The 12,710-nt window shown below is 44.8% G+C and carries 11 protein-coding genes; 10 read left to right on the top strand and 1 reads right to left on the bottom strand.

Annotated features, from left to right (window positions below; translation table 11 throughout):
• Positions 1-197 precede the first annotated feature (197 nt).
• The 6 genes from trpA to J3998_RS07525 all read left to right on the top strand — a co-directional run bounded on the left by trpA (position 198) and on the right by J3998_RS07525 (position 7,007).
• Complete coding sequence (gene trpA, locus J3998_RS07550) at positions 198-1,016, top strand: tryptophan synthase subunit alpha (RefSeq protein ID WP_208149455.1); 819 nt, start codon at positions 198-200, stop codon at positions 1,014-1,016.
• Between the two features lie 22 nt (positions 1,017-1,038).
• Complete coding sequence (accD, locus tag J3998_RS07545) at positions 1,039-1,893, top strand: acetyl-CoA carboxylase, carboxyltransferase subunit beta (protein ID WP_208149453.1); 855 nt, start codon at positions 1,039-1,041, stop codon at positions 1,891-1,893.
• 79 nt (positions 1,894-1,972) lie between these two features.
• Complete coding sequence (folC, locus tag J3998_RS07540) at positions 1,973-3,331, top strand: bifunctional tetrahydrofolate synthase/dihydrofolate synthase (RefSeq protein ID WP_208149451.1); 1,359 nt, start codon at positions 1,973-1,975, stop codon at positions 3,329-3,331.
• An 81-nt stretch (positions 3,332-3,412) separates the two neighbouring features.
• Positions 3,413-4,186, top strand: a complete 774-nt coding sequence (locus J3998_RS07535; protein ID WP_208149449.1) for a hypothetical protein — start codon at positions 3,413-3,415, stop codon at positions 4,184-4,186.
• A gap of 26 nt (positions 4,187-4,212) precedes the next feature.
• Positions 4,213-5,730, top strand: a complete 1,518-nt coding sequence (gene purF / locus J3998_RS07530; RefSeq protein WP_208149447.1) for an amidophosphoribosyltransferase — start codon at positions 4,213-4,215, stop codon at positions 5,728-5,730.
• Positions 5,731-5,816: 86 nt separating this feature from the next.
• On the top strand, positions 5,817-7,007 hold the full coding sequence (locus J3998_RS07525; protein WP_208149445.1) for an O-succinylhomoserine sulfhydrylase: 1,191 nt from the start codon (positions 5,817-5,819) through the stop codon (positions 7,005-7,007).
• A gap of 74 nt (positions 7,008-7,081) precedes the next feature.
• Here the strand turns inward: J3998_RS07525 and yhbY are convergent, their stop codons facing one another.
• Positions 7,082-7,411, bottom strand: coding sequence for a ribosome assembly RNA-binding protein YhbY (yhbY, locus tag J3998_RS07520; RefSeq protein ID WP_208149443.1), 330 nt, complete (start codon positions 7,409-7,411; stop codon positions 7,082-7,084).
• A 57-nt stretch (positions 7,412-7,468) separates the two neighbouring features.
• On the opposite strand from yhbY, the gene rlmE reads away from it, so the two are divergent.
• The 4 genes from rlmE (at position 7,469) to glmM (ending at position 12,664) form a co-directional block, all read left to right on the top strand.
• On the top strand, positions 7,469-8,086 hold the full coding sequence (rlmE, locus tag J3998_RS07515; protein WP_208149433.1) for a 23S rRNA (uridine(2552)-2'-O)-methyltransferase RlmE: 618 nt from the start codon (positions 7,469-7,471) through the stop codon (positions 8,084-8,086).
• Between the two features lie 285 nt (positions 8,087-8,371).
• Entirely contained in the window at positions 8,372-10,336 is a 1,965-nt protein-coding gene (gene ftsH, locus J3998_RS07510) for an ATP-dependent zinc metalloprotease FtsH (RefSeq protein ID WP_208149572.1), read from the top strand.
• 140 nt (positions 10,337-10,476) lie between these two features.
• Entirely contained in the window at positions 10,477-11,313 is an 837-nt protein-coding gene (folP, locus tag J3998_RS07505) for a dihydropteroate synthase (RefSeq protein ID WP_243750654.1), read from the top strand.
• A gap of 19 nt (positions 11,314-11,332) precedes the next feature.
• Positions 11,333-12,664, top strand: a complete 1,332-nt coding sequence (gene glmM / locus J3998_RS07500) for a phosphoglucosamine mutase (RefSeq protein ID WP_208149431.1) — start codon at positions 11,333-11,335, stop codon at positions 12,662-12,664.
• Positions 12,665-12,710 lie beyond the last annotated feature (46 nt).

Here is a 12,710-nt window from a genome sequence, read left to right as displayed (position 1 = left end):
TTGAATAGCTGCGTTGAAAATTTGTTCAGACTGCTCATTTACTCGTATGTAAACTGCGCGCCTTCACTAAATTTTCGCCTTGCTCTTCAACCCCTCATAACGTTTTAAACTCCTTTTAAGCTATTGCGGTTTGCTAGCCTCATAATGGTTAGAACAGGCATGGTGTTTACAAAACATAAAAGTTGAATTTAGAAATTATGAGCAGAATTTCACAAAGATTAGAATCGTTAAAGAGCGCTGGAAAGACCGCTTTAGTTCCTTATATCACCGCAGGTGATCCGCGTCCGAGTGCGACGGTGAGTTTGATGCATTTGTTGGTGGAAAAAGGTGCTGACATGATTGAGTTGGGCGTACCGTTTTCTGATCCGATGGCGGATGGCCCAGTCATTCAAAAAGCGGTTGAACGTGCGCTAGAGCATAATGTCAGCATGAACGATGTCTTTGAAATGGTGCGTGAATTCCGTGAAAAGGATGCTGAGACGCCGATTATCCTGATGGGCTATTTGAATCCGGTTGAGCGTATGGGCTTTGAGAGCTTTGCTAATGCAGCCAGTTCGGTGGGTGTTGACGCGGTACTGACTGTTGATATGCCACCGCAGGAATCAATGGGGTATTTCGATGCCTTGAAAGCACACAATCTAGACCGCATTTTCTTGATTTCGCCGACTACGCCAAACAGCCGCCTCCGCGCGGTGAATGAAAAAGGCAGCGGCTTTGTGTATTACGTCTCTTTGAAAGGCGTTACCGGTTCTAAGGAATTGGATGTTGATGACGTTGCTAAACAGTTACAACGTATGCAGGGCGAAGTAGAGCTGCCTTTTGGAATCGGTTTCGGGATTCGTAACGGTGAAACCGCGGCGGCGATGTCAAAACAAGGTTCGGCAGTTATTGTCGGTTCCGCACTGGTAAGCTTGATTGAAGCGAACCATGATAAAGATCTGTATGAAATTGAGTTGGCAATCGGTGAGAAGATGAATGAATTTCGCCACGCGATTGATAAAGCAGACGCAGAATAATTTTAGAATTTTGAGGTGAGACATGAACTGGTTTGAGAAAATTCTACCAAGTATTAAGCAGGTCGCAGACCGCAAAAAATCGGTGCCGGAAGGACTATGGACCAAATGTCCAAAATGTGAAGCGACCTTGTATCGTGCTGAAGTGACTCGCAATCAAGAAGTCTGTCCGAAGTGCGATCACCATATGCGTTTAGGCGGTCGTGCGCGTTTGGAAACCTTCTTGGATGAAGGTTCTTTTGCGGAAGTGTTTGCTGACGTCACGCCAGTTGATCGCCTAAAATTCAAAGATTTGAAAAAATACAAAGATCGTATTGTTCAAGCGCAACGTGCAACCGGTGAGAATGATTCTTTTATTACTGCTACTGGTACAATTGATACGCTTCCGGTGGTGACCGGTGCTTTCGATTTCCGCTTTATGGGTGGATCGATGGGTTCGGTTGTCGGCGAGAAGTTTGTTCGCGCTGTGGATTTAGCGATTGCCGAAGAGCGTCCGCTAATCGTGTTCTCTGCTTCCGGTGGCGCGCGTATGCAGGAAGCGTTGTTTTCTCTAATGCAGATGGCGAAAACCTCTGCGGCGCTGGGTCGACTGCGCGAGCAGGGAATTCCATTCATTTCGGTGCTAACTGACCCGACAATGGGTGGTGTATCAGCGTCTTTCGCCATGCTAGGTGATTTGAATGTTGCCGAGCCGAAAGCGTTAATCGGTTTTGCCGGTCCGCGAGTTATCGAGCAGACGGTACGTGAAAAATTGCCGGAAGGTTTCCAGCGCAGTGAATTCCTGCTGGAGCATGGTGCGATAGACCGCATTATTCATCGTCATGAATTGCGTTCAGAGCTAGCCTCAATTTGTAAGATGCTATTGAAGAAACCTGCCTAAGCAGATTTTTTATAAGCCAGAGCGGTTAATCCCTCTGGCTTTTTGCTTCTTTTTTGACTGATTTTTAAGAGACGCTTTAATGAGCGCAGTATCAAAACCTAGTGCCAATAGCTCGGTAAATGAATGGGTTGATTGGCTATTGCAATTACATGCCCAAGAAATTGACCTTGGTTTGGAGCGTGTGCACAGCGTAGCCGAACGCATGCAGATTTTACGTCCGGCACCAAAGGTAATTACCGTTGCCGGAACAAATGGCAAGGGATCGACGGTGGCGATGTTGGTGAGTGTGCTCAAAGCCGCTGGGCTGAACGTTGGTGCTTACACTTCGCCGCACATCCAGAACTTTAACGAGAGAATTCAAATAAATGGTGTGCCGGTTGCGGATGAGCAGATCAGCGAGTCTTTTGCCGATATCGAATTGAGTCGTGCTGCAACTAAGTTGACCTACTTTGAATTTTCGACTTTGGCAGCACTGCATATTTTTAGCAATACCGATTTGGATGTGGTAGTGCTTGAAGTTGGGTTAGGCGGTCGCTTGGATGCGGTCAATATTGTTGATGCCGATGCGGTGATTATTACGGCGATTGATATCGATCATATTGAGTGGTTAGGCGATGACCGCGGGCAGATTGCGATTGAGAAAGCCGGGGTCACTCGCAGTGGGCATTTAGCGGTTTGTTCTGACCCGAATCCGCCGGAAACTTTATCTGACTATTGTGTACGGCATAAAGTACCGCTACATAGGCTAGGTGTTGATTACAGTTATCAGCTTGCCGAAGATAAAAAAACGTGGTGTTTGACTCGTCAAAACGGCAGCTGTTTTGATTTGCCTTTACCGTCCTTAAAAGGCGACTTTCAATTGCAAAATGCTTCTGGGGTAGTGGCGTTATTAGTTGCTATGCAGGAAGCAGGTGATTTAGCAATTTCCTTTGAGCATTTGCAAGAGGCATTGCGGAAAGGATTGGTACAAGCCAACCATCCCGGTCGATTGCAGAGTCTGCGTTTCGAGTTCGCTGGTAAGCGTTTTCATTGGTTGATTGATGTAGCGCATAATCCGCAATCAGCTCAGGTATTAGCGATGTATCTTGAACAGCACAAGCTCAATAATCTACAAGCGCTGTTTTCGGTGTTGGATGATAAAGATTCTTTGCCGATGGTAAAAAAGATAGCGCCGTTTGTTACACATTGGACAGTGGCGGATTTACAGATTCCGCGTGCGGCCGGTTTGCAGAAGCTACAAAGTATTTTGGTGGACGCAGATGTTGCTGCTGAACACGTGACGGCCGAAGAATCTTTTAGCGAAGTATTGGAAAGATTATTGCAGGTGAGTGGCACGATGACGATGCCAGAAAAGCCGACGCATTTGGTCTGGGGGTCGTTTTTCACGGTTGCGCAGCTTTATCAGGGCTTGAATGCGCGACAAGTCAATTATGTTTAAATTGGTCAAAACGACTGTTTTAACGGTATTATGGATTGAGTTTTTGTTACAAACTTTCAATTGTGATAAGGAATGGTGTCATTGACTTCGCCGCTATCGGACACAACTAATCAGCCTTCGAGGCAAGAAGAGCCAAACTCGGAAATGACTCCTGTCGAAGCGCATGCTAAATCTGCAAACGAACCGACGTTATTAAGTATTTTAAGCGGCGATGACGATGTGGTGAAAAACCGGCTGGTTGGTGCCTTGGTTTGGATTTTATTGTTGTTGTGGTTTGTGCCGAGTTGGTATTCCGATCCGGCTTATCAACAACAGCCGAAATTGGAGCAAGCGAATCATCACCAAACGGTGGTTATAAAGCCTTTGGTTAAGCCGCCTGAAGTTATTGCTGAAGAGCAAGCAAAGGCGGCGCATGCGGCAAAACTGAAAAAAGAGCAAGAAGAGCGTGATCGCCAAGTGCGTTTAGAGCGTGAGCGAATTGCACAGCAAGCAGCGGCCGAAAAACAGATAGCTAAAGTTCAGTCAGCGCCGCAAAGTAAAGAGCAAACCGCTCAGTCGGTGACAACAGTAAAGCGCAAGACAAGCACGGATAAAGCTTATATTGCTAAGCTGGCAACCTTTGAGGATAAGCGTCTTTTAGATGCGGCCGTTGCTAAAGCAAAAAAGGCAGGCTATCAATTGGTATACAAGAGTTTTCCGAAAACACAGGGCGGAAAAACTTATCTGCTGTTCAGCCTTAGAACGGAAATGTACGATTCTTATGACAAAGCGCAAAAAGCTAAGCAGAATTTAGATAAAATACTTCGCCTTAAGGGTTCATACGTGCAAAGTATTGACCTTAAGTCCCAAAATTAATCTTCAATCTAAGAGAGAGTTCACACATGTGCGGAATTGTTGGCATTGTTTCGGTTGGTGAAAATTCAGTAAATCAGGAGATTTACGATGCACTGACCATCTTGCAACATCGAGGACAAGATGCAGCGGGGATTGTGACCTGCGACAACGGGCGTTTTTATCAACGCAAGGATAACGGCTTGGTTAAGGATGTATTCCGTACTCGACACATGCGTGACCTTCTAGGGACTACCGGTATCGGTCATGTTCGTTATCCAACGGCAGGTTCTTCGTCAAGTGCCGAAGCTCAACCGTTTTATGTTAACTCTCCTTACGGGATTGTTATGGGGCATAACGGCAACTTGACCAATGCGCATGAGCTGGCGGAAGAGATTTACCGTACCGATTTGCGTCATTTGAATACCAATTCCGATTCGGAAGTGCTGCTTAATATTTTTGCGCATGAGTTGAAAGAGCAAGGTAAGTTAGAAATTGACTCCAATGACGTTTTCAATGCAATCCGTAAAGTCCATAAACGTGTGCGCGGAGGCTATGCAGCGGTTGGTCTGATTTCAACCATTGGTGTATTTGCTTTCCGTGACCCGTTCGGCCTGCGTCCATGTGTGGTTGGTAAGCGTGAAACCGCGGCTGGAACCGATTATATGGTTGCGTCGGAATCGGTTGCTCTGGATGGCCTTGGTTTTACTTTGATTAAAGATTTAGCGCCGGGTGAAGCGGTTGTGATTACCGATTCCGGCGAAATCAATTTTGAGCAGTGCGCTGAGAATCCAGTAAGCTCACCATGTATTTTCGAATATGTTTACTTCGCACGTCCTGACTCGATGATTGACGATATCTCGGTTTATAAATCTCGCCTGCGTATGGGTGAAAAATTAGCAGATAAAATTCTGCGTGACTGGCCGGATCACGATATCGACGTGGTAATGCCGATTCCAGATACCAGCCGTACTTCGGCAATTGAGCTGGCAAATAAATTAGGTCGTCCATATCGTGAAGGTTTTATCAAAAACCGTTATATCGGGCGTACTTTCATTATGCCAGGTCAGCAGCTGCGTAAGAAATCGGTACGTCAAAAACTGAACCCGATTGATTTGGAGTTTGAAGGTAAAAATGTATTATTGGTCGATGACTCAATTGTACGTGGAACCACTTCCGGTCAGATTGTGCAGATGGCTCGCGAAGCTGGAGCGAAGAAAGTGTATTTTGTATCCGCTTCGCCTGCGGTTCGTTATCCTTATGTTTACGGTATTGATATGCCGTCGCCATCTGAATTAGTTGCTAGCAGTCGTACTACTGAAGAAGTCGCAGAAATCATTGGCTGTGATAAGCTGATTTATCAAGATTTAGATGATCTAATTGATGCGGTTAGTGCCGGTTCGGATAACGTTAATAAATTCGATACCTCATGTTTTAGCGGTATCTATGCGACCGGTGATATTACCCCTGAATATCTGGCCTCTCTAGATGCATCTCGTAATGACGATGCGCAGTCTGCTAAGCAGAAGATCGGTCAAGAATCGGTTGGTATTCATAACGGTAGTTAAGTTACTTTCAACTTAATTTGCGAATCCGTTTATTAAGCCGCTTAGGGTCAAGCCCTTGGCGGCTTTTCAGTCAAAAAGAGAAAGTGATGTTTAATCCATTTGATGAAGAATACGATATTCAAACTTTAGCCGTTCGTGCCGGCTACGAACAGACTCCGGAACAAGAGAATTCGGAAGCGATTTTTCCTACTTCTAGCTTCCGTTATAAATCAGCAGCGCAGGCGGCGGCCCGCTTTAGCGGTGAAGAAGCCGGTAATGTTTATTCGCGCTATACCAATCCGACGGTTCGAACTTTTGAACAGCGTTTGGCTTTGATGGAAGGCGCGGAAGCTTGCGTTGGTACAGCTTCGGGTATGGCTGCAATCTTATCGACCTTTATGGCCTTGTGTAAGGCGGGTGACCATGTCATCTCGTCACAAAGTATTTTCGGCACGACTAAGATGTTGTTCAGCAAATATTTGGCGAAATTCGGTGTGGAAGTGACTTTTGTGTCGCAGACGGATATTACTGAATGGGAAGCCTCGATTAAGGAAAATACCAAAGCCTTTTTCTTAGAAACTCCGTCTAACCCTATGACAGAGATAGCAGATTTGGAAAAACTGAGTGCTTTGTCAAAAGCCAATGATTGTCTGTTGATTGTCGACAACTGTTTCTGTACGCCGATTTTGCAGCGTCCTTTGCAGCAGGGTGCCGACATTGTTATCCACTCTGCGACTAAGTTTTTGGATGGGCAGGGTCGTGCAATTGGTGGTGCAGTGTTAGGCAATCAACAATTGGTGGGTGAAGAGGTTCGAGGCTTTATGCGAACGTGCGGGCCGAGTATGAGCCCGTTTAATGCTTGGATTTTTATCAAAGGTTTGGAAACCTTGTCGGTACGTATGCGCGCTCACTGTGAAAATGCACAGAATCTGGCTGAATGGTTGGAAGCGCATCCGAAAGTCGATGTGGTTTTCTATCCAGGGCTGGAATCTCATCCGCAGTATGAATTGGGCAAAAAGCAGCAATCGGCTGCCGGAGGCCTGCTGTCGTTCCGAATTAAAGGTACTAAAGATGATGCGTGGACTGTGGTCGATAATACCAAGATGTTGTCGATTACCGCTAACTTGGGGGATACTAAAACCATTATCACCCATCCGGCAACCACGACGCATTGCCGTGTTGCACCAGAAGATCGTATTAAAGCGGGAATTACCGATAACTTGTTGCGTATTTCCGTCGGTCTGGAGTCGATTGATGATATTAAACGTGATTTGGCTCGTGGTTTAGATAAAATTTAAGTCGCTTATTCAGGCACAAAAAAGCCCGATTAATCGGGCTTTCAGATTTTGAATGATTTGGTTATGGGATGAATTTATTTGCGTGGCATGTCGTTGAATTCCGAATCTTCTTCTCGTTGACGGAAAATGACGCAAGTTTTACCGATGGTTTGCACAAGCAGCGCACCGGTCTGTTCTAGAATGTGATCAACAATCTCTTTGCGGTCTTCACGTTCACCAAAACTGATTTTAATTTTTAGCAGTTCGTGACGCTCTAGCGTTGTTTCCAGTTCTGCCATTACGCCATCGGTTAGGCCATTGCCGCCAATCATTAACATTGGACGGATATTGTGTGCAATGCTACGCAAGAATTTCGTTTGGGCGGTGCTTAAAGAGGTTAACGGCTTTTTTTGTTTGGCTGACATTGAATTTTCCAGATTAGTACATATTTTAATAAGACGATATTGTAGTAGAAAACCCCTATGGCGAGAAGTAAATCCAGTGCAGGCTGGCTAAAAGAACATTTTGACGATCACTTTGTGAATAAAGCTAAGCAAGAAGGTTGGCGTTCGCGTGCGGTCTATAAGCTGCAAGAGATTGATGATAAAGACAAGTTGTTTAAACCGGGTATGTGTGTTGTGGATTTGGGTGCCGCACCGGGTGGGTGGTCGCAATGGACTACGCATAAACTTGGTGCGAAAGGTGAAGTATTCGCTTTGGATATTTTGCCGGTTGAACCGTTTGCCGGTGTCACTTTTATCCAAGGCGATTTCCGTGAAGATGATGTTTACAACCAGCTTTTGGAGTCATTGGATGGGCGTGAAGTAGATGTGGTCATGTCCGACATGGCGCCGAATATGAGCGGTAATAAGGCGGTTGATATTCCAAGAGCGATGTATCTGGTTGAGCTTTGTGTAGATTTAGCCGATCAAGTTCTCAAAAAGAACGGCGATTTGTTAATGAAAGTCTTTCAAGGAGAGGGCTATAACGAGTTAATTCAGAGCCTACGAGATAAATATCAAAAAGTCATTACCCGTAAGCCAGATGCCTCTCGGGCGCGTAGTAAAGAGATTTACTTATTGGCGCGTGGCAAGAAGTAGTCGTTAGGTTTTTTGGGTTTTAGGATAGTCAGTTTTATGTCAGGTTTTATTGCGGAAAACCTTAAGTACAGGCACTAAAATTTGTTGAAATTGCATCGCCTTTGCCAATTACGAAATTAATAAAATCTATCAGGTTGATTGAAAATATCAAATGGCGATAAGTTTTTTTTATAAAAAATTAACATTGAGTGGTTTTTAACCCCTAATTATGTTCAAATTTCAATTTACAGCATCGAAATTTTCGAGAAGAAAAACGAACAAGGTTCACGAATGAAGAATAATGACATGTTAAAAAACATCTTGGTGTGGGTGGTCGTAGCCACGATCTTGATGACCGTTTTTAACCATTTCAGCACTCAAGGGCAGAATGCCTCGAGTCGACTAGATTACTCTGATTTTATTGATCAGGTACATCAAGGCCAAGTTAGCCAAGTTATTATCGAAGGCCAGACCATCCGTGGCATTTACGGAAGCGGTCAAAGCTTTACAACCTATAATCCTGGTGACCCGGGCTTAATGGGTGACTTATTGGATAACCGTGTCAAGATCTCTGCTAAGCCACCGGAAAAACAAAGTGTCTTGATGCAGATCTTTATTTCATGGTTCCCGATGTTGCTATTGATTGCAGTGTGGATCTTCTTTATGCGTTCTATGGGCGGCGGTGTTGGCGGTAAAGGCGGTCCAATGTCTTTCGGTAAGTCGAAAGCGCGCATGATGACAGAAGATCAGAATAAAGTAACGTTGGATGATGTTGCCGGTGCAGATGAAGCCAAGCAAGAAGTTGGTGAAATTGTCGATTTCCTAAAGGATCCGAGTAAATATCAAAATCTTGGCGGTAATATCCCGCGCGGTGTATTGATGGTAGGACCTCCCGGTACTGGTAAAACCTTGCTGGCAAAAGCAATTGCCGGTGAAGCGAAAGTCCCGTTCTTTACTATTTCCGGTTCAGATTTTGTTGAAATGTTTGTTGGTGTTGGTGCGTCTCGTGTTCGTGATATGTTTGAACAAGCTAAAGCGCATTCGCCATGTATTATCTTTATCGATGAAATTGATGCAGTCGGTCGTAGTCGTGGTGCCGGTATGGGCGGCGGCAATGACGAACGTGAGCAAACGCTTAACCAAATGCTGGTTGAGATGGACGGTTTTGAAGGCAATGAAGGAATTATCGTTATTGCGGCGACTAACCGTGCTGACGTGCTTGACCCTGCGTTATTGCGTCCTGGTCGTTTTGACCGTCAGGTAACGGTTGGTTTGCCAGATATTAAAGGTCGTGAACAAATTCTAAAAGTGCATATGCGTAAGGTTCCGTTGTCTGATGATGTGAAACCGTCTTATATTGCACGTGGTACGCCTGGTTTCTCAGGGGCTGATTTGGCTAACTTGGTCAACGAGGCGGCGCTTTTCGCTGCGCGTGAAAACGAGAAATTGGTTACTCAGAAGCATTTTGAAAAAGCCAAAGATAAAATCTTAATGGGTGTCGAGCGAAAATCGATGGTCATGAAAGAGTCTGAGCGTCGTATGACCGCATACCATGAAGCCGGCCACGCAATTGTTGGTTACTTGGTGCCTGAGCATGATCCTGTTTATAAAGTGTCAATTATGCCGCGCGGTCGTGCCTTAGGTGTAACCATGTATTTACCGGAAGAAGATAGCTATAGCTATTCCAAACGAAAGTTAGAATCACAGCTTTCAAGCTTGTATGGTGGACGTCTTGCTGAAGAGATTATCTACGGTGAAGATGCAGTAACGACCGGTGCCAGTAACGATATTGAGCGTGCGACCGCAATTGCTCGTAATATGGTTACTAAGTGGGGTCTGTCTGACAATCTTGGCCCGCTTCTTTATGAAGAGGAAGATAAGGGTGGCTTTATGGGGACATCGCGCAATGCTAATGTTTCCGGTGAAGTATCGAAGAAGATAGACGAAGAGATTCGCAATATTATCGATCGTAACTACGAACGTGCTCGTCAAATTCTAACGGATAATAACGATAAGTTGGAAATCATGACTGAGTGCTTGATGAAGTACGAAACTATCGATAAAGATCAGGTTGATCGTATTATGGCGGGTGAAGAACCTGGCGCACCTAAGGATTGGGTAGAGCCGGATGACAATATTCCTCCACAAGAGCCAAAAGTTAGTCTCGAAGATGCATCGGAAAAAGTTGCTGATAAATCGGGGGATGACATGGTTAAGAAGGACTTAGATAATGATTCGGTAAAAGATTCTGGTGAACCTAAGCTTCACTAAGTGAAAAACGCCGAAATAAGAACCCCGCTTGTCGGGGTTTTTTATTGTCTGAATAGCGGGAGGATTGGGGTATTGAGCTTTAAAAATCTCGAAATCAAGGCATAATGCTCAACACAGAAAATAAGGCAGGTTTAGTTAGAATGCGATTTGATTTACAGCAGTGGCTTAATGCAGTAACCCAGCAAAAAGGTCGGGCTGCGGTAATGGGAATCTTGAATGTTACTCCTGATTCTTTTTCCGACGGTGGACGATTTAATTCATTAGATAGGGTTAAAGGCCAAGTAGAGCTTATGGAGCTGGCTGGCATTGATATGTTTGATGTCGGTGGTGAGTCCACTCGTCCGGGAGCTGAGGCAGTTAGCTTACAAGAAGAGTTAGATAGAGTTTTACCGGCGATTGAATGGATTGCGCAGAATAGCTCAAAACCGATTTCAATCGATACCTACAAACCGGAAGTCATGCGTCAAGCGGTGTTGACTGGTGCCAGTTTGATTAATGATGTTAATGCTTTGCAGGCGGAAGGTGCTTTGCATATGGCTAAAGAGATGGCTGTACCGGTTTGTGTAATGCATAAAAAAGGCGTTCCGAAAACCATGCAAGATCAGCCGTATTACCAGGATGTGGTTGCGGAGGTCAAAGCTTTCCTTGAACAAAGAATTGAAGCTTGTGAACAAGCAGGTATCGCGAAAAAAGATATATTAATTGATCTTGGATTTGGCTTTGGTAAGCGTTTTGAGGATAATACGCTCCTTTTTAAAAATATCGAACAGTTCTCGGATTTAGGTTGTGAAATGCTGGTTGGTGTTTCCCGTAAACGGATGTTTAGGGATATTGTCGGTACGGATGATATTCGGGAAAGGCTGATTCCTAGTGTTACCGCAACGGTACTTGCTTCGCAGAAAGGAGCAAAACTGGTACGGGTGCATGATGTTTTGCAGACAGTACAAGCATTAGATACTTTGCGTTATCTAGATTAATAAAAGAGTGGTGGGTTTTATGGCTAAGGGTTCAGTATTTGGTACAGACGGTATTCGCGGTCGCGTCGGACAGGGGATGATTAGTCCGGACAAAGTGTTGCAGCTTGGTTGGGCGGCCGGTACGGTGTTGAAACAAAACGGCGGTCGTTCGGTGATGATCGGAAAAGACACGCGTATCTCCGGTTATATGTTCGAATCTGCACTTGAAGCAGGGCTGATTGCCGCTGGAATTGATGTTTATCTTATCGGGCCTATGCCGACACCAGCTATTTCTTATCTGAGTCAGACTTTTAGTTGTGATATGGGGATTGTCATCAGCGCCTCACATAATCCGCATGAAGATAACGGTATTAAGTTCTTCAACGAAGACGGGAAGAAAATTTCCGACTTAATGCAATCGCAAATTGAATCTCTACTCGGTAAAGATATTAGTGTTGCCTCATCGGAAAAAATGGGTAAGGCCTATCGTATTGATGATGCGCCAGGTCGATACATTGAATTTTGTAAGGGGACTTATCGTGCCAAGAAGAATTTGAAAGGGCTGCGTTTAGTCATCGATTGCGCTAACGGTGCGACCTACCATATAGCGCCGAATGTATTCCGTGAACTTGGTGCAGAAGTGTTTACGATTGGTGTTGAACCGAATGGTATGAATATTAACCATGAATGTGGTGCGACTGATACTAAAGCTTTAGCAAAAGCTGTCGCAACACATCGAGCTGATATGGGTATTGCATTTGATGGTGATGGTGACCGTGTCATGCTTGTTGACCAAAATGGTCAATTGATGGATGGCGATATTATTTTGTACATCTTGGCGACCATGACTGGCAAGCCTGTTGCAGGCGTTGTTGGTACCGTTATGAGTAACCTCGGTTTTGAACAGACGTTGAAGAAGAAAGGTATCGAATTTGTGCGTACCTCAGTCGGCGACCGTTATGTCATGGAGGCTTTGGTCGAGAATGGTTGGTTTTATGGTTCGGAGCCTTCAGGGCATGTACTCTGTCTAAATAAGATTTCTACCGGTGATGGAATTGTTGCTGCACTTCAGGTATTAGCAGCCTTGGTTTCACAGCAAAAATCTTTGCAAGAAGTTCGAAAAGAAATCACGATTTACCCTCAGATTTTACGTAATGTTACCTTGACGCAAAAAGCCCAGCCGGACGAAAATCCAATCTTGCAGGATGCGATTCAAAAAGCGGAGCGTGAGCTGGCTGATAAGGGGCGTGTTCTGATTCGTGCATCGGGTACTGAGCCAAAGATTCGCGTTATGGTGGAAGGTGAAGAGGCTGCTTTGGTAGAAAAAATCGCTACAGAGCTAGAGAGTGTGGTCAAATCAGAATTTTCATAAAAATGCAATATTGTTTTTAATGAAAGAAACCGCTAATATTGTCGAA

Origin of the sequence: Thiomicrorhabdus marina (genome assembly GCF_017571465.1) — a bacterium.
GTDB lineage: Bacteria > Pseudomonadota > Gammaproteobacteria > Thiomicrospirales > Thiomicrospiraceae > Thiomicrorhabdus > Thiomicrorhabdus marina.
This window is presented reverse-complemented; position numbering and strand designations above follow the sequence as displayed.